The organism is Streptomyces blattellae (genome assembly GCF_009709555.1).
GTDB lineage: Bacteria > Actinomycetota > Actinomycetes > Streptomycetales > Streptomycetaceae > Streptomyces > Streptomyces blattellae.
The window spans coordinates 91,973-109,654 of sequence record NZ_WJBG01000218.1; the positions used below are offsets into that span (position 1 = coordinate 91,973).

A 17,682-nucleotide genomic window follows, 5' to 3' on the forward strand; every position below is an offset into this window, starting at 1 on the left:
TTCCGTGTGCATAGAGTCCGTCACCAACCCGTGTGCTGCCCGTCCCGCGGTACCGCAGGTACTACCCCGGGACTCGGGCTACCCCCCCCTACGTCGTGGCCTTGCCGCCTGGTGGAGCCGGTCGTGGGCGATGAGCGGATACAGGGACGACGAAGGCCGGGCCCGGCAGTATGCCGGGCCCGGCCTCGGATCACGGTGCCGACAGCACACCGGACCTGTTGCGGGCGGGAATGGCCGTGACGGCTCCCAAGCGGGTGCCGTCACGGCCTGATCAGCCGTTCTGCCGGGGATCCGCGAGTCCGTCGGAAAGAATTCCGCCCAACCCCGGGACGGTCGGACGCAAGGGCGCGTACGCCGCCCGGGTATGCCTAGCTGATGCCCTCCAGGGCGATGGCCGGGGGCGACGGCGTTCATCGCCGGCCCCGCAGGTTCCGTACGACCAGAGTGCCCGCGCACAGGACGGTGATCGCGCCGCACACCAGGTGCACCCAGGTGTCGGCGCCGCCGAAGGAGGCCGCCATGTTCGCGAGCGCGCCGGCCACCACCACCATCCAGAGCAGGGTGCGGGCGATGTCCCCGGAGCTGAGCCGGTCGGCGGGTTCGGGGGTCGTCGTGTGCTGCATGGCGGCTGCTCCGGAGTCTTGTGGGGTGGCCCTGCGGTGGCCGTGTGCCGTTCCTGCTGTCGTCATCAACGCTATGGATCAGCACCTCTGGCGGCCGATCCCGCAGCCCGCCCGGTTCGGGGTACAGCAGGCTGTACTGCCCCGCCGCTTGGGCGACGGCGAACTCGCCGACGACATAAAGTCGTTCGCATGACAGCGGGCAGGAGTGGAGCGGCAGACCGGCGCGAGAGCCGCGAGAGCTTCAAGGACATCGCGCTACGGAGCCTGAGCGCCGCCGGTGAGGCGATCGCCCAGCTGGCGTCCGGGCTCAACACGGCTCTGCTGGCCATGCTGTTGCTGCTGTGGCTGACTCTCACCGCCGCGACGAGCGTCGTCGGCGTCGGGCTGCTCATGGCACCCGCGATCCTGCGCACCCTGCACGCCCTGGCCGGCCGGGAACGCGGCCGGCTCGCCCGCTGGGACCCCGAGGTCGCCGCCCCGGAGCCCCCGCCCACGCGGCTGCGGGCCGCCCTCGTCGACCGCACCACCTGCCGCGAACTGGGCTGGCTGGTCCGGCACTCCACCGTGGGGGCGCTGCTCGGACTGCTCGGCGTGGTGCTGCCGGTCCTCGCGGTGCGGGACACCGCTTTCCCGCTGTACTGGACGTTCATACCCGAAAGCGCGACTGCCACCTCCGTGGGCATCGGAAACGCACACACCTGGCCGGACGCGGTCGCCGTGATGCTTCTGGGCGTGGGCTGGATCGCCATCATCCTGGGGCTGACGCCCGGTATGGCCCGGCTCCAGGCGGGCCTCGGGCGACGGCTCCTGTCGGCCGGTCCCGACGTCGATCTCTCCCTGCGCGTCGCGGAGTTGACCGCCACACGTGCCGCCGCTCTGGACGCCCACGCCACCGAACTGCGCCGCATCGAACGCTCGTTGCACGACGGTGCGCAGAACCGGCTCGTCTCCGTCGCCGTGCTGATCGGGGCGTCCCGCCGCATGGTGGCCCGCGATCCGGCGGGCGCCGGCGAACTCCTGGAACGCGCCCAGTCCGCCGCCGAACAGGCGCTGGCCGAGCTGCGTACCGTCGCCCGCAGCATCCAGCCGCCGGTGCTGGCTGACCGGGGCCTCGCGGGCGCGCTCTCCGGTCTCGCCGCGAACTGCGCGGTGCCCTGCCGGATCGACGTGGACGTGCCCGAACGCTGCGCCGCCTCCGTCGAGGCGACCGCCTACTTCGTGGTCGCCGAAGCCCTGACCAACATCGCCAAGCACAGCGGCGCCCGGCACGCCGTCGTCACGGCACGCGGCGGCGGGGGCCGACTCGTGCTGTCCGTCGAGGACGACGGCAGGGGCGGCGCCGGGGGTGACTCCCGGGCTTCCGGCTCCGGGCAAGAGGACGGCGGCTCCGGGCTCACCGGCATCCGTCGCCGCATCGCGGCGCACGACGGCGGCCTCACCCTGACCAGCCCGCCCGGTGGCCCGACCGTCCTGACAGTGGATCTTCCCTGTGGATCGTGATGACCGGAGCCCGACCTGTGGAGCCCGACCTGTGGAGCCCGACCTGTGGAGCCCGACCTGTGGACCCTGTGGAGCCTGACATGCGGATCGTGATAGCCGAGGACGATCCCCTGCTGCGTGAGGGGCTCGCCCTGCTGCTGCGCGCCGAGGGGCTCGACGTGCTGGCCACCGCGGGCACCCCCGACGAGGCGCTGGTCGCCATCGACGTGCACAAGCCGGACGTCGCCGTCCTCGACGTACGGATGCCGCCGACCCACACCGACGAGGGGATCGTCGCCGCGGTCGAGGCCCGGCGCCGACGGCCCGACCTCGCTGTGCTCGTGCTGTCCGCCTACGTCGAGCAGAGTTTCGCCACCGAGTTGCTCGGCGGCGGGGTGAACGGCCTCGGCTATCTGCTCAAGGAACGGGTCGGCCGGGTCGAGGAGTTCCTGGACGCGCTGCGGCGCGTGGCTGGTGGCGGCACCGCCATCGACCCGGAGGTCGTCGCCCAGCTCTTCACCCGCTCCCGCCAGGACACCCGCCTGGAACGGCTCAGCCCCCGCGAACGGGACGTACTCGCCCTGATGGCCGAGGGGTTGGGGAACTCTGCCATCGCCGAGAAACTCGTCGTCACCGACGGCGCCGTCCACAAACACATCCGCAGCATCTTCGCGAAGCTCGATCTGTCTCCGACGGACCAGGTGGACCGCCGGGTCGCGGCCGTCCTGCGGTATCTGGAGGATCTACGGCGGCTGGCTTGAGGTGGTGTCGGTGCAGCCAAGAGCATCCTCGTCCCTTGACCGGCCGGCGACTCCCTTACGTGGCGACCTCCGCCAACAGCTCCTCCACCCGGGTAAGAGCGCGGTCCCCAGCGACGCTCTAATCCTGGCCTCAGGTTGACCGGGGACAATGAGCGGCAAAAACATCGACTGGAAGGGGGCTGGGCCGGCGTGCGGATCATGATCGCGGATGATGACGCGGCCATCCGTGAGTCGCTGGAGCGGGTGCTCCAGGTCGAGGGTTACGACACCAGCACCGTCGCCAACGGTCTCGCCGTGCTCGACGGGGTCGGTGGGGCCGGCGGTGACACGCTGGATCTGCTGCTCCTCGACGTGATGATGCCCCGCCTCGGCGGGTTGGAGACCTGCCGGCGGTTGCGGGCCGCGGGCCGGGATCTGCCGGTGCTGATGCTGACAGCCCGTGACCAGGTCTCCGACCGGGTCACGGGGCTGGACGCGGGCGCCGACGACTACCTGCCCAAGCCGTTCGCCACCGAGGAGTTGCTGGCCCGGGTGCGGGCCCTGCTGCGCCGGCGCACGCCGACCGACGAGGAGTCGCAGATCCTGTCGTTCGCCGACGTCCGGCTCGATCCCGACAGGTTCGAGGCGTGGCGGGGCGGGCGACCGCTGCACCTGACCCGGACCGAGTTCTCCCTCCTGCAGGTCCTCATGTGCAACGCGACCCGGGTCTTGACCCGCGACGCGCTGTTCGAGGCGATCTGGGGCTGGGGCATGAGCTCCACCGCCAACAACCTCCAGGTATACGTGAGCTACCTGCGCCGCAAGATGGAGGCCGAGGGTGAGCCGCGATTGATCTACACGCTGCGCGGCCTGGGATACACGTTGCGGGAGACTCCTCCGTGAGCAGGCCCGCCGGCCGGGAACCGCGCCGGCTGACCCGATGGTGGCGCCGGCAGTCCCTGCGGACCAGGCTGACGGTGATCGCGGCGACGGCCATCGCGGTCAGCGTGTTCGCGGCCTTCCAGGTGGCCAGCGAGCTACTGGACTGGGAGCTGCGGGACACCGCCGAGAATCAGTTACGCGCCGACTCCCGTGTCCTGGCGACGAACGCGGAGCGCGCCGGTCTGGCGCAGGTCCAGCTACCGCCGTATCCCGGATCCGGTCAGCTGGTGCGGGTCATCCTGCCCGACGGCTCGACCCGGACGCCGGCCGGCCAACCCGCGCTGCCCCCGGTCAGCGAGCACGCCGGGCGCGTGGCGCAGGGCGCGTCGGCCGACCTGATGGAGTCGAGCGACAGCGACGAGGACGGCTACCTCATCTACACGCTGCGGGCGGGCGACGGCGCGGTCCAGGTGGCCCGCGTCGCCGACGACAGCCCGATCAACCGGTTCGGGTTGGGCATGCTGCTGATCGGGCTGCTCTGCGTGGCCGGCGGCGCCCTTGTCGGGCGGACCGTGGCGCGGACCGGGCTGGCACCGATCGACCGGCTGACCGCCGCCGCGGTACGTGTCGCGCACACCCGGGATCTCGACGCCGACATCCCGGATGAGGGCGGTGGGGAGATCCGGCGGCTGATCCAGTCGATCAACGACATGCTCGCTGCGCTCCGGGACTCCCAGCGGGCCCAGCGGCTGCTCGCCGAGGACGCCGCCCACGAGCTCAAGACCCCGCTCACCAGCCTGCGCCTCAACGTCGAGCTGCTGATCCGGCTCGATCGGCGCGGCACCCTGGACAGCGCGCTGCCGGCGGAGAGCCGGACCCGGCTGCTCAACGATCTCGGCGCCGAGGTGGCCGAGTTGAGCACCCTTACCGCCGAGCTGACCGACCTGGCGCGCGGTGACGTCAGCGACGAGAGCACCGAGGTGCTCGACCTCGCCGACGTGGTGGTGGCCGCCGCGGCCCGTGCGCGTTCCCGCGTGCCCGACATCGAGGTCGCGCTCGACGTGACATCTGCGTGGGTGAGCGGGCGTCCCGCTGCGCTTGAGCGGGCGGTGCTCAACCTCATCGACAACGCCGGCAAGTGGTCCCCCGCGGACCAGCCGGTCCAGGTCCGGCTCCGTGCCGAGGGCGCGTCGGTCGTGCTTGAGGTCGACGACGCCGGGCCGGGCATCGACGCCGCCGACGTACCGCGGGTGTTCGACCGGTTCTACCGTGCCGACAGCGCCCGGGCGTTGCCGGGATCCGGTCTGGGGCTGTCGATCGTGCAGCGGGTCGTCGACGCCCACGGCGGCCGGGCCACCGTCGCCCGCTCCGCACGCGGTGGCGCGCTGCTGCGGGTCGACCTTCCCCGTCCCGGTGATCATGTGAGTGTCGAAGTCCCGTGAACACATGGTGAGTCCGTGCCTGCTCCTGCACCTTCCCCCAGGGCCTGTTCTGAGTTCCCCGCCGGCGCCCCGACGCCCGGCACGCATGCTCGCCGCACGGCGCCGCAGGACAGGTGGCTCCGCCACATGGCCTGCGACACCGCCCGCGACTGACGAAGGCTGGCGAGAGGCTTGCTGAGGATGCTGCTCCGCTGACTTCGGAGCAGGTCGATCGCATCGTCGCGATCCTCCGGCTGAGCGACGGCGACGACACGCAGCCGCAGCACATCGCCAGCGGCGCTCGTTCGCCACACGCTCGCAAGGACAGAAGAACCCCTCACCTGGTACCAGGTGAGGGGTTCTTCGTCGTCTTAGGATGCGCAGCTCCGCTCCGGAACAGATCGCCTGCGATCATGGTCACAGGCGGCGTCTTCCGCACCGTCGAGCGCGAGTGCCCCGCTCCCCGCGAGATGCAGGGGCAGGGGCAGGGCGCTCGTTCACATCAGGTCAAGAACCGGCAAGCTGGCGCAGCACGTAGTGCATGATGCCGCCGTTGCGGTAGTAGTCCGCCTCACCGGGGGTGTCGATGCGGACGACCGCGTCGAACTCGACACCGGTGTCGGTGGTGACCTTGACCGTGCGCGGCGTGGTGCCGTTGTTGAGCTCCTCGACGCCGGCGAAGGAGAAGGTCTCCTCGCCGCTCAGGCCGAGGGACTCGGCGGACGCACCCTCCGGGAACTGCAGCGGCAGGACGCCCATGCCGATGAGGTTGGAGCGGTGGATGCGCTCGTACGACTCGGCGATGACCGCCTTGACGCCGAGCAGCGCGGTGCCCTTGGCGGCCCAGTCGCGGGACGAGCCGGAACCGTATTCCTTGCCGGCCAGGATGGCCAGCGGGATGCCCTGCTCGATGTAGTTGCGGGAGGCGTCGTAGATGAACGACACCGGAGCGCCGTCCTGGGTGAAGTCGCGGGTGTAACCGCCTTCCGTCCCCGGCGCGATCTGGTTGCGCAGGCGGATGTTGGCGAACGTACCGCGGATCATCACCTCGTGGTTGCCGCGGCGGGAACCGTACGAGTTGAAGTCGCGGCGCTCCACACCGTGCTCGGTGAGGTACTTGCCGGCCGGGGTGTCGGCCTTGATGGCACCGGCGGGCGAGATGTGGTCCGTCGTCACCGAGTCGCCCAGCTTGGCCAGGACACGGGCGCCGGTGATGTCGGAGACGGGGGTGGTCTCCATCGTCATGCCCTCGAAGTACGGGGGCTTGCGGACGTATGTCGACTCCGTGTCCCACTCGAAGGTGTTGCCGGTCGGGACCGGGAGGGACTGCCACTGGGCGTCGCCGGCGAAGACGTCGGAGTAGGACTTGTTGAACATGTCCTCGCCGATGGCGTTGGCCACGACGTCGTTGACCTCGGCCTCGGAGGGCCAGATGTCCTTGAGAAAGACCGGGTTGCCGTCCTGGTCGATGCCCAGGGCGTCACGCGTGATGTCCACCTTCATGGAACCCGCGAGGGCGTACGCGACGACCAGCGGAGGGGACGCCAGGTAGTTCATCTTGACGTCGGGGTTGATACGGCCCTCGAAGTTCCGATTGCCGGACAGGACCGAGGTGACGGCGAGGTCGTGGTCGTTGACGGCCTTGGAGACCTCCTCCGGCAGCGGGCCGGAGTTGCCGATGCAGGTGGTGCAGCCGTAGCCGACGAGGTTGAAGCCGACCTTGTCCAGGTACGGCGTCAGACCGGCCTTGTCGAAGTAGTCGGTGACGACCTTCGAACCCGGAGCGAGGGTGGTCTTGACCCACGGCTTGCGGGTCAGGCCCTTCTCCACGGCCTTCTTCGCGACGAGCGCGGCGGCGACCATGACGTACGGGTTCGAGGTGTTGGTGCAGGAGGTGATGGCCGCGACCGTTACCGCACCGTGGTCGATCTCGTACGTCGAGCCGTCGGGGGCGGTGACGGTGACCGGGTTGGACGGGGCGCCGTTCGGGGCGACGGCCGGGGCGTCGGAGGCCGGGAAGGACTCCTGGCCGGCCTCGTCGACGACGTCGACGTAGTTGCGCACGTCCAGCTTGAACTGCTCGGCGGCGTTCGCGAGGACGATGCGGTCCTGCGGGCGCTTCGGGCCGGCGATCGACGGGACGACCGTCGACAGGTCAAGCTCCAGCTTCTCGGAGAAGTCCGGCTCGGCCTTCGGGTCCAGCCAGAGGCCCTGCTCCTTGGCGTACGCCTCGACGAGCGCGAGCTGCTGGGCGCTGCGGCCGGTGAGACGGAGGTAGTTGATGGTCTCGTCGTCGATCGGGAAGATCGCGGCCGTGGAACCGAACTCCGGCGACATGTTGCCGATGGTGGCGCGGTTGGCGAGCGAGGTGGCGGCGACGCCCTCGCCGTAGAACTCGACGAACTTGCCGACCACACCGTGCTTGCGGAGCATCTCGGTGATGGTGAGCACGAGGTCGGTGGCGGTGGTGCCGGGCGTCAGCTCACCGGTGAGCTTGAAGCCGACGACGCGCGGGATGAGCATCGAGACCGGCTGGCCGAGCATCGCGGCCTCGGCCTCGATACCGCCGACGCCCCAGCCGAGGACGCCGAGGCCGTTGACCATGGTGGTGTGCGAGTCGGTGCCGACGAGGGTGTCGGGGTAGGCCTGGCCGTTACGCACCATGACGGTCCGGGCGAGGTGCTCGATGTTGACCTGGTGGACGATGCCGGTGCCCGGCGGGACGACCTTGAAGTCGTCGAAGGCGGTCTGGCCCCAGCGCAGGAACTGGTAGCGCTCGCGGTTGCGGCCGTACTCCAGCTCGACGTTCTGCGCGAAGGCGTCGTTGGTGCCGAACTTGTCGGCGATGACGGAGTGGTCGATGACCAGCTCGGCCGGGGAGAGCGGGTTGACCTTGGCCGGGTCGCCGCCCAGCTCCTTCACGGCCTCACGCATGGTCGCGAGGTCCACGACACAGGGCACGCCGGTGAAGTCCTGCATGATCACGCGGGCCGGCGTGAACTGGATCTCCTGCGACGGCTGGGCCTGGGAGTCCCAGCTGCCGAGGGCGCGGATGTGGTCGGCGGTGATGTTCGCGCCGTCCTCGGTGCGGAGCAGGTTCTCCAGCAGCACCTTCAGGCTGTACGGAAGGCGGGCCGAGCCTTCCACCTTGTCCAGCCGGAAGATCTCGTACGACTCGTCGCCCACCTGCAGCGTGCTGCGGGCGTCGAAGCTGTTCGCCGACACGACAGTCTCCTTCTTTGATGTGCGCGTTCCCACCGCATCCTGCCGCCACGACGTCTTGGCCGATCCGCTAAGGTAAGGCTAAGTTAGGTAGCCCTTAGTGCCAGACCGATGAGAGCGTGCGACTGCGGTACGCCTCGGCAGATATCTCGATGTCGAGATAACTCTAGTACATGAGGGCCGGATGGTCATGCCCGGCCCACCGTGATCTGCCATGCCCGCATCCGTTCCGGGTATCCGGTACGGGACGAAAGGAGGCACGGATGCCCCTCACGTTCCGTAAGAGTTTCCGGATCCTGCCGGGGGTGCGGCTGAACATCAACCGGCGCTCCTGGTCCATCACCACCGGTGGCGGGCACGGTCCGCGACACACACGCAGCAGCACAGGACGTCGCACGACATCAGTGGATTTGCCCGGACCGTTCGGATGGCGTCGTACCCGTACCGCCAGGCGGCGTTGACGGCCCGTCACCCGAATGGATCCCTCAACGCGCGCCATCTCATATCTGAGATAACCTCAAGCCCATGGCAGACGACTACCTCGTACGCATCGGCAAGCTCATCCGTGACGCCCGGCAGCACCGGGGCTGGACGCAGTCGCAACTCGCCGAGGCGCTCGGCACCAGTCAGAGTGCGGTGAACCGCGTCGAACGGGGCAACCAGAACATCAGCCTTGAGATGATTGCCCGCATCGGTGAGGCGCTGGACAGTGAAATCGTCTCTCTCGGGTATGCGGGCCCGATGCATCTGCGCGTGGTCGGTGGTCGCCGGCTGTCCGGCTCCATCGACGTGAAGACCAGCAAGAACGCGTGCGTGGCACTGCTGTGCGCCTCGCTGCTCAACAGCGGGCGCACGGTGCTGCGCCGGGTGGCGCGCATCGAGGAGGTGTACCGGCTGCTGGAGGTGCTGGGCTCGATCGGGGTCCGCACTCGCTGGATCAACGACGGCGTGGACCTGGAGATCGTGCCGCCGGCCGAGTTGGAGCTGGAGGCGATCGACGCCGAGGCGGCCCGCCGTACCCGCTCGATCATCATGTTCCTCGGTCCGCTGCTGCACCGTATGGACCGCTTCAAGCTGCCGTACGCGGGCGGTTGCGACCTGGGCACCCGGACCATCGAGCCGCACATGATCGCCCTGCGGCGCTTCGGGCTCGACATCGCCGCCACCGAGGGGCTGTACCACGCTCAGGTGGACCGGTCCGTCTCCCCCGTGCGGCCGATCGTGCTGACCGAACGCGGGGATACGGTTACCGAAAACGCGCTGCTGGCCGCCGCGCGGCATGACGGCGTAACCGTTATCCGCAACGCGTCGTCCAACTACATGGTCCAGGACCTCTGCTTCTTCCTGGAGGCGCTCGGCGTCAAGGTCGAGGGGATCGGCACCACGACGCTCACCGTGCACGGCATGCCGACGATCGACGTCGACGTCGACTACTCCCCCTCCGAGGACCCGGTCGAGGCGATGAGCCTGCTGGCCGCCGCCGTGGTGACGGAGTCGGAACTGACGGTGTGCCGGGTGCCGATCGAGTTCCTGGAGATCGAGCTGGCGGTGCTGGAGGAGATGGGCCTCGACCACGACCGGTCGGCGGAGTACGTCGCCGACAACGGCCGTACCCGGCTGGTGGACCTCACCGTTCGGCCCTCCAAGCTGGAGGCGCCGATCGACAAGATCCACCCGATGCCGTTCCCGGGCCTGAACATCGACAATGTCCCCTTCTTCGCCGCCATCGCGGCCGTCGCACAGGGCAAGACCCTCATCCACGACTGGGTCTACGACAACCGGGCGATCTATCTGACGGACCTCAACCGCCTCGGCGGACGCCTCCAACTCCTCGACCCGCACCGCGTCTTGGTCGAGGGCCCCACCCGCTGGCGTGCCGCCGAGATGATGTGCCCACCGGCCCTGCGTCCCGCCGTCGTCGTCCTCCTGGCGATGATGGCGGCCGAGGGCACGTCCGTGCTGCGGAACGTGTATGTCATCAACCGGGGGTACGAGGATCTGGCGGAGCGGCTCAACTCGGTGGGGGCGCAGATCGAGATCTTCCGGGACATCTAGACCGACGCTCGCCGAGTGCCTCGCCTCAGCCGCCGACGCGTACTCCGCAAGGTGCCGTTCACACACGCCGGCCAGCATGAGCATGGAGAACCGCGGTTCAGCTCGGGCTGGCCGGGGTGAGGACCACGAAGTCCGCGTTCGACGGGTCGAGGCAGACGGCCAGCCGGCCGACGCCCTCCGCGTCGTCCGGGCCCATCTGCACGCTGCCGCCGTTCCCGGTGACCTTGGCGACCGCGGCGTCGCAGTCGGCGACGGCGAAGACCGGGTGCCAGTACGGCCGTCCGTTCGCCAGGGCGAGGTTCTCCTTGGGGAGTTCCATGAGCCCGCCGTGCATGCGCTCCTCGGGAAGTCCGGCCGGGGTGATGAGGGAGTACGTGCCCCCACCGCCCGGCAGTTCCATGTCACTGAACTGCCAGCCGAAGACACCGCCGTAGAACTCCTTCGCGGCCTCGGCGTCGCTCGTGTACAGCTCGGTCCAGGACAGCGAGCCCGGGTCGTCCACCAGCTCGACGCCGTTGTTCGTCCCCGGCTGCCAGACGGCGAACTGGCCCCCGAGCGGATCGCTGTACTGCGCCATCCGGCCCCACTCGTCGAGGTCCATCGGGGCGACCCGCACCGTGCCGCCCGCGTTCTGCACCGCCTGCGTGGTGGCGTCCGCGTCGGCGACGCTGTAGTAGATCATCCAGGCCGAGCGCGCGCCCTCCTCGCTGAGCTTGCCGAGCCCGGCGACGATTTTGCCGTCCTTCCGGAACATGCCGCCTTCCATGTCCTCGCCCTCGCCCATGGACTCGTAGTCCCAGCCGAGGACGGCGCTGTAGAAAGCCGCGGCGGCCGGGACGTCGGGGGCGCCGAGGTCGAGCCAGCAGGGTGAGCCGGGGACGAAATCTGTGGTGATCACGGTGGTTCCCTTTCGCAGAGCCTGTGACCTCAGCGTGACATCCACCACTGACACTCGCCCCTCGGCCGGTCCGCCCGAAGGGTCTCAGGGCACTCGTCCATAAACGCTGTCGCGCCTCCTCCCGGCCGGGAGGAGGCGCGACAGCGTGACGTCGCCGGCGTGCGTCAGCCCTTGGCCAGGGTGACGTCCTGCTGCAGCTGGGCGTGGAAGTGGGGCATCAGGGGCAGTCCGCCCCAGGGGCGCAGCTCCATCAGCGTGGCCTCGACCTTGGCCTTGCCGGCCTTGAGCGTGCGCGGCGCGGGCTTGCCGGTGTTCTCCCAGCGGTGCTTGGCGCCGTCGCACACGGCGTGGGTGCCGCCGATGGCGTGACGGACCGTCACGGACCCGAGGCTGTCGGAGGAGCTCGTGCCCTGCCCGACGTTGGAGCTGACGAAGACCGGGCCGACGTTGTTGCGGCAGCGGTAGGTGCCGGAAATCCTGACGGTCCCGTCGGAGGCGATGCGCGCGGTCTTGTCGACCGTCACCATTTCCTTGGTGTCGGCGGGAGCGGGCGGGGCGGCGAGGGCGGACGGGGCGACGGCCAGCAGGAGCAGCGTGGCGCCGGCGGCGGCGAGGACGGCTGGAACAGGGCGTACGGGCATGGCGGGAACTCCCGAATGAAACGGAATAAGGCTTTCCACATCTAATTCCACCGGTACGTCCGCGGCCGTGATCCTCACTCCTTCGGTGGCGAGTCCGCGCCGACCGTCGTGGAACCGTCCGGGTGTTGTCCGCGTGTTGTCACGCTTGGCGGCCGGCTGTTCCGCTCACTTCACGGCCGGCGCATGGTCTGTCCATAGGGCTCGTCCACGGACGGCCGGACCCATGTGGAGGTACGCCATGTGTTCCCACCAGCCTTCGTGCCCTTCGGCCGACAGCAACGCCCCGCACATCGTCGCCGCCCACCCGGAGCAGGGCTGGAACCTGCTGTGCGACGGCGCGATCGTCTTCGACGACACCGGCGAACTGCTTCCCGACGGCCGCGTCGTGGCCCCGCACCGGCTGCCGGTGGAGCGGCTGGCCGTCGCCGCCTGACCGGTTCCTACGGCAGTACGGCGAACCCGTCGAGCTCGATCAGCGCCGCCGCGTCCCACAGGCGTACGACCTCCACGACCGCCATCGCCGGATAGTCCCGCCCGGCCGACCTGCGCCAGATGCGGCCCAGTTCGGCGGCGTGGGCGCGGTACGCGGCGACGTCCGTGGCGTAGACGGTGACGCGGGCGAGGTCGGCGGGGGTGCCGCCCGCCGCGCGCAGAGCGGTCAACAGGTTGGTGAGGGCCTGCTCGAACTGTTCCGGGAGGGTGGCGCCGGTGACCTTGCCGTCGGCGTCGAGGGCGGTCTGGCCGGCCAGGAAGACGATGCGGGAGCCGGTGGCGACGACCGCGTGCGAGAAGCCGGTGGGCGGGGAGAGGTCGGGCGGATCGACTCGCTCGGCGGTCACGGGGCCTCCCCGGCGGATGCGTACAACTCCTTGGCGATGATGCTCCGTTGGATTTCGCTCGCGCCCTCGTAGACACGTGGCGCGCGCACCTCGCGGTAGAGGTGTTCGAGCAGGTGGCCACGGTGCAGGGCGCGGGCGCCGTGCAGTTGGACGGCCGTGTCGACGACGTACTGCGCGGTCTCGGTGGCCAGCAGCTTCGCCATCGCCGCGCGCTTCGGGACGTCCGGGGCGCCTTCGTCGTACGCCGTCGCCGCCGCGTACACCATGAGGCGGGCCGCCTCCGTGCGCAGCGCCATCTCCGCGGCCTGGTGGGCGACGGTCTGCAGGTCCCTCAACTTACCGCCGAAGGCGTCCCGTTCGGCGGTGTGGGCGAGGGTCGCGTCCAGGGCCGCCTGCGCCATGCCGACCGCGAAGGCGCCGACGCTGGGCCGGAAGAGGTTGAGGGTGCCCATGGCCACGCGGAAGCCGCGGTCGACCTCGCCGAGCACGTCGTCCACGGTGACCGGCACCGCATCGAAGACCAGCGTGCCGATGGGGTGCGGGGAGAGCATCTCCAGCGCGGCGCCGGTCAGGCCGGGACGGTCGGCGGGCACGAGGAAAGCGGTGACACCGCGGGCGCCGGTACCGGGGGTCGTGCGCGCGAAGACGGTGTAGCAGTCAGCCTCGGGAGCGTTGGAAATCCAGCACTTCTCACCGGTGAGCCGCCACCGGGCGGGGCCGTCCGGATCGGCGCTGGGGGTGCCGGTGGGATCGGCGCTGGGTGTGCCGGTGGGATCGGCGCTGGGGGTGCCGGTGGGATCGGTGAGGGGGGTGCCGTTGGGGCCGCCGGGGGTGGAGCCGCCGGGGGCGGCAGCGCGGGAGTCGCCGGGGGCGGCAGCACCTGAGCCATCGAAATCGGCGGGGGTGGCGCCGGGGACGGTGGTGGCTGAGCTGTCGGGGCCGACACCGGTGAAACCACCGGGACCAGCAGCACGTGAGCCTCCAGGCCCGACACCGATGAAGCCACCAGACTCGGCAGCAGCCACAGAGCCATCGGGGCCGGCACCGCGGGAGCCGCCGGGGACGGCACCGCGGGAGCCGCCGGGGACGGTAGCGCGGGAGCCGCCGGGGCCGGTGGTGCGGGAGCCGCCGGGGCCGGTGGTGCGGGAGCCGCCGGGGACGGCACCGCGGGAGCCGCCGGGGACGGCACCGCGGGAGCCGCCGGGGACGGTAGCGCGGGAGCCGCCGGGGGCGGCAGCGCGGGAGCCGCCGGGGTCGGTGGTGGGGGAGTCGGCCGGGTGAGTGGGGTGCGGCTGCGGATCCGCTCGCAGCGTCAGCGCCGCCGCGTCCGATCCCGCGCCCGGCTCGCTCAGGGCGAATGCGGCGACCGCTGTGCCCTCGCTCACCCGGGGGAGCCAGTGGGCGCGCTGGGCGGGGGTGCCGTAGGCGTGGACGGGGTGGGCGCCCAGGCCCTGAAGGGCCAGGGCGGTCTCGGCCTCGGTGCAGGAGTACGCGAGGGACTCCCGCATCAGACAGAGGTCGACCGCGCCGGAGGTGAACAGCCGCTCCAGCAGCCCCAGTCGGCCCAGCTCGGCCACGAGCGCACGGTTGACCCGGCCCGGCTCGCCCTTCTCCGCGAGCGGACGCAGCCGTTCGGCGGCCAGCGTGCGCAGTTCGGCACACCAGGCGATCTGTTGCGGTTCGAGTGAGAATGCGGACATCGCCGGTCCCCTCTCCCGTGCGTCTCCGACGACGGTATCGCGCACCGTTGACTGCCGTCACCAACACGATACGCTCGTTGGGCACGCCCACCACACCAAGGGGGCGAACCGCCATGGACTACCCGGACGCCGACGCCACCGCGCGGCCGACGGCCTCGGCCCACGTCGACTTCTTCGCGCGCGAGCATCTGCCACCGCCCGACCAGTGGCCCGAACTCCGCTTCGATCTGCCGGAGCTGCGTTACCCCGATCGGCTGAACGGCGCCGCCGAGTTGCTCGCCGGGCCGGACGACGACCGGCCGGTGTTCCACACGCCGGACGGCGCCACATGGTCGTACGGCACACTGCGTGCCCGCGTCGACCGGCTCGCCCATCTGCTCACCGGTGACCTGGGTGTCGTCCCCGGCAACCGCGTCCTGTTGCGCGGCCCCACCACTCCCTGGCTGGCCGCCTGCTGGCTGGCGGTGCTGAAGGCGGGCGCGGTCGCGGTGACCGTGCTGGCCCAGCAGCGGCCGCAGGAGCTGCGGACCATGTGCGAGATCGCCGAGGTGCGGCACGCGCTGTGCGACATCCGGACCCTGGACGACCTCGCCAAGGCCGAGATACCGGGGCTGCGGATAGCGGTGTACGGCGGTGACGCCCCGGACGACCTGCTGCACCGGACGGCGCCCGACACGCCGTACACCGCCGTGGACACCGCTGCCGACGACGTCGCGCTGATCGCCTTCACCTCCGGCACCACCGGCCGCCCGAAGGGGTGCATGCACTTCCACCGGGATGTGCTCGCGATAGCGGACACCTTCTCGAAGCATGTGCTGCGCCCACATGTGGGCGACGTCTTCGCCGGCAGTCCCCCGCTCGGCTTCACCTTCGGTCTCGGCGGGCTGGTGATCTTCCCGATGCGGGCCGGCGCGAGCGCACTGCTGCTCGAACAGGCGGGCCCCAAGCAGCTGTTGCCCGCGATCGCCGAACACCGCGTCTCGGTGCTGTTCACCGCGCCGACGGCGTATCGCGCGATGCTCGACGAGCTCGACTCGTACGACATCTCCGCGCTGCGCCGCTGTGTCTCCGCCGGCGAGAACCTGCCCGCCGCCACCTGGCGGGCCTGGCACGGGCGGACCGGGCTGCGCATCATCAACGGCATCGGCGCCACCGAGCTGCTGCACATCTTCATCTCGGCGGCCGACGAGCACATCAGGCCCGGGACGACGGGAGTTCCCGTACCGGGGTGGCACGCGCGCGTGGTCGACGAGAACGGTGCCCAGCAGCCCGACGGCGAGCCGGGACTGCTCGCGGTGCGCGGCCCGGTCGGCTGCCGGTATCTCGCCGACCCGCGGCAGCGGGAGTACGTGCGCGGCGGCTGGAACATCACGGGTGACACCTACGTCCGCGAGATTGACGGCTACTTCCGCTACGTCGCCCGCGCGGACGACATGATCATCTCGGCCGGCTACAACATCGCGGGACCCGAGGTGGAGGACGCGTTGCTGCGTCACCCGGACGTGCTGGAGGCGGCCGTGGTGGGGCGGGCCGACGAGGCGCGCGGACAGGTCGTGGTGGCGTACGCCGTGCTCAGGGAGGGCGCACGGCGGGACGCCGAGGCGCTGCGCGGCTTCGTGAAGGCGGAACTGGCGCCCTACAAGTGCCCGCGCGAGGTGGTCTTCCTGGACGCGCTGCCGCGCACGGCGACCGGCAAACTCCAGCGCTTCAGGCTGCGCGCCGACGCCGACCGGGACCTGGGGCGGCACACCGAAGGTGACCAGCGGTGATATCGACGACCTAAGATGATCAACGTGTCCGACCAGCATGCCCCACGGTCCCTGATCGTCACGCTCTACGGCGCGTACGGTCGCTTCATGCCCGGCCCGGTGCCCGTCGCCGAGCTGATCCGGCTGCTCGCAGCAGTGGGCGTGGACGCGCCCTCCGTACGCTCGTCGGTATCACGGCTCAAACGGCGCGGGCTGCTGGTGCCGGCCCGTACGGCGCAGGGCGCGGCCGGGTACGAACTGTCGCCGGACGCCCGCCAGTTGCTCGACGACGGCGACCGGCGCATCTACGCCACCACGGCGCCCGAGGAGGCGGGCTGGGTGCTCGCCGTGTTCTCGGTGCCCGAGTCGGAGCGGCAGAAGCGGCATGTGCTGCGCTCGCGGCTGGCCGGGCTGGGTTTCGGCACCGCCGCCCCGGGGGTGTGGATCGCCCCGGCCCGGCTGTACGAGGAGGCCCGGCACACCCTCCAGCGGCTGTGGCTCGACCCGTACGTCGAGTTCTTCCGCGGCGACCACCTCGGCTACGCGCCGACCCTGGAGGCGGTCGCCCGCTGGTGGGATCTGGCCGCGATCGCCAAGCAGCACGAGGCGTTCCTCGACCGCCACGCGCGCGTGCTGCACGACTGGGAGCAACGGACGGACACCCCGCCCGAGGAGGCCTACCACGACTACCTGCTCGCCCTGGACTCCTGGCGCCACCTCCCCTACGCCGACCCTGGACTGCCCGCGCACCTGCTGCCCGCCGACTGGCCGGGCGCCCGCTCCGCGGCGGTGTTCCGGGGACTGCACGAGCGGCTGCGGGACGCGGGGGCGAGCTTCGCTGGAGTGTGACCTCACCCACGGATTGTGTGATCCCACCCACATCACGCGTCACTAATGGAACCCTTAGGTTGTTCTATCGCTCTTCTCAAAGTTCTTACCTAGCGTCCACTCACTACGCGGGGTAAAGAAAGAGGATTCTGACGCATGACCACCACGGCAAGGGCTCAGGGAGCCACCGTCTGGCTCACCGGGTTGCCGAGTGCGGGTAAGACGACGATCGCCCGGCATCTCGGTGAGCGACTGAAGGCCGAGGGACATCGCGTAGAAGTCCTCGACGGCGACGAGATACGGCGTTTTCTCTCCGCCGGCCTGGGCTTCTCCCGCGAGGACCGCAACACGAACGTGCAACGCATCGGCCTGGTCTCCGAGGTCCTCGCCCGCAACGGCGTGCTCTCGGTCGTCCCGGTGATCGCGCCGTACGCCGACAGCCGCGAGGCCGTGCGCAAGCGGCACGACGCGAGCGACACCCCGTACATCGAGGTGCATGTCGCCACCCCGGTCGAGGTGTGCAGCGAGCGGGACGTGAAGGGCCTGTACGCCAAGCAGGCCGCGGGCGAGCTGACCGGGCTGACCGGCGTCGACGACCCGTACGAG

General features: G+C 70.5%; 15 protein-coding genes and 2 pseudogenes. 10 read left to right on the top strand and 7 right to left on the bottom strand.

The genetic code is table 11. From position 1 onward, the window contains the following. Positions 1–410 precede the first annotated feature (410 nt). Positions 411–623 carry a hypothetical protein gene (locus tag GFH49_RS31105; RefSeq protein WP_155059398.1) on the bottom strand — a complete coding sequence of 71 codons (213 nt, stop codon included), beginning with the start codon at positions 621–623 and terminating at the stop codon, positions 411–413. Between the two features lie 189 nt (positions 624–812). Between GFH49_RS31105 and GFH49_RS31110 the strand changes: the two genes are divergently transcribed. The 4 genes from GFH49_RS31110 (at position 813) to GFH49_RS31125 (ending at position 5,166) form a co-directional block, all read left to right on the top strand. Next, positions 813–2,123: a sensor histidine kinase gene (locus GFH49_RS31110; protein WP_155059399.1), complete on the top strand. Its 1,311-nt coding sequence runs from the start codon at positions 813–815 to the stop codon at positions 2,121–2,123. Positions 2,124–2,203: 80 nt separating this feature from the next. Continuing rightward, on the top strand, positions 2,204–2,863 hold the full coding sequence (locus tag GFH49_RS31115; RefSeq protein WP_155059400.1) for a response regulator transcription factor: 660 nt from the start codon (positions 2,204–2,206) through the stop codon (positions 2,861–2,863). 189 nt (positions 2,864–3,052) lie between these two features. Continuing rightward, positions 3,053–3,745, top strand: coding sequence for a response regulator transcription factor (locus GFH49_RS31120; RefSeq protein WP_155059401.1), 693 nt, complete (start codon positions 3,053–3,055; stop codon positions 3,743–3,745). Continuing rightward, the gene (locus GFH49_RS31125) at positions 3,742–5,166 is read left to right on the top strand and encodes a HAMP domain-containing sensor histidine kinase (protein WP_155059402.1); all 1,425 of its coding nucleotides are present in this window, start codon (positions 3,742–3,744) and stop codon (positions 5,164–5,166) included. The genes GFH49_RS31120 and GFH49_RS31125 overlap by 4 nt, the downstream gene beginning before the upstream one ends. Before the next feature lie 486 nt (positions 5,167–5,652). On the opposite strand, the gene acnA is transcribed toward GFH49_RS31125, so the two are convergent. Next, the gene (gene acnA, locus GFH49_RS31130; protein WP_155059403.1) at positions 5,653–8,370 is read right to left on the bottom strand and encodes an aconitate hydratase AcnA; all 2,718 of its coding nucleotides are present in this window, start codon (positions 8,368–8,370) and stop codon (positions 5,653–5,655) included. A 260-nt stretch (positions 8,371–8,630) separates the two neighbouring features. On the opposite strand from acnA, the gene GFH49_RS31135 reads away from it, so the two are divergent. Both GFH49_RS31135 and relB read left to right on the top strand, forming a co-directional pair. Next, a complete protein-coding gene (locus GFH49_RS31135) occupies positions 8,631–8,828 on the top strand; it encodes a DUF4236 domain-containing protein (protein ID WP_155059404.1) in 198 nt (65 codons plus the stop codon). Positions 8,829–8,892: 64 nt separating this feature from the next. Beyond that, entirely contained in the window at positions 8,893–10,422 is a 1,530-nt protein-coding gene (relB, locus tag GFH49_RS31140; protein WP_155059405.1) for a type II toxin-antitoxin system RelB family anti-toxin, read from the top strand. 97 nt (positions 10,423–10,519) lie between these two features. On the opposite strand, the gene GFH49_RS31145 is transcribed toward relB, so the two are convergent. Next, positions 10,520–11,320: a VOC family protein gene (locus GFH49_RS31145; protein ID WP_155059406.1), complete on the bottom strand. Its 801-nt coding sequence runs from the start codon at positions 11,318–11,320 to the stop codon at positions 10,520–10,522. 164 nt (positions 11,321–11,484) lie between these two features. Beyond that, positions 11,485–11,961, bottom strand: coding sequence for a DUF6299 family protein (locus GFH49_RS31150; RefSeq protein WP_155059407.1), 477 nt, complete (start codon positions 11,959–11,961; stop codon positions 11,485–11,487). A gap of 238 nt (positions 11,962–12,199) precedes the next feature. Between GFH49_RS31150 and GFH49_RS31155 the strand changes: the two genes are divergently transcribed. Then, positions 12,200–12,394 carry a DUF5999 family protein gene (locus GFH49_RS31155; protein WP_155059408.1) on the top strand — a complete coding sequence of 65 codons (195 nt, stop codon included), beginning with the start codon at positions 12,200–12,202 and terminating at the stop codon, positions 12,392–12,394. Between the two features lie 7 nt (positions 12,395–12,401). Here GFH49_RS31155 and GFH49_RS31160 read toward each other — a convergent pair whose 3' ends face one another. From GFH49_RS31160 to GFH49_RS31170, 3 genes and pseudogenes are all read right to left on the bottom strand, one after another. Further along, positions 12,402–12,800: a RidA family protein gene (locus GFH49_RS31160; protein WP_155059409.1), complete on the bottom strand. Its 399-nt coding sequence runs from the start codon at positions 12,798–12,800 to the stop codon at positions 12,402–12,404. Then, a pseudogene (locus GFH49_RS31165) lies at positions 12,797–13,534 on the bottom strand (acyl-CoA dehydrogenase family protein); the annotation flags it as partial. The gene GFH49_RS31160 and the pseudogene GFH49_RS31165, both read right to left, overlap by 4 nt. 560 nt (positions 13,535–14,094) lie before the next feature. Then, positions 14,095–14,500: pseudogene (locus GFH49_RS31170) on the bottom strand (acyl-CoA dehydrogenase family protein); the annotation flags it as partial. A 113-nt stretch (positions 14,501–14,613) separates the two neighbouring features. Here GFH49_RS31170 and GFH49_RS31175 point away from each other — a divergent pair. The 3 genes from GFH49_RS31175 to cysC form a co-directional block, all read left to right on the top strand. Further along, positions 14,614–16,269, top strand: coding sequence for an AMP-binding protein (locus tag GFH49_RS31175; protein ID WP_155059410.1), 1,656 nt, complete (start codon positions 14,614–14,616; stop codon positions 16,267–16,269). A 15-nt stretch (positions 16,270–16,284) separates the two neighbouring features. Then, positions 16,285–17,097, top strand: a complete 813-nt coding sequence (locus tag GFH49_RS31180; RefSeq protein WP_155059411.1) for a PaaX family transcriptional regulator — start codon at positions 16,285–16,287, stop codon at positions 17,095–17,097. A gap of 135 nt (positions 17,098–17,232) precedes the next feature. Then, positions 17,233–17,682, top strand: a 450-nt coding sequence (cysC, locus tag GFH49_RS31185; protein ID WP_155059412.1) for an adenylyl-sulfate kinase, incomplete at its 3' end; no start/stop codon positions are given.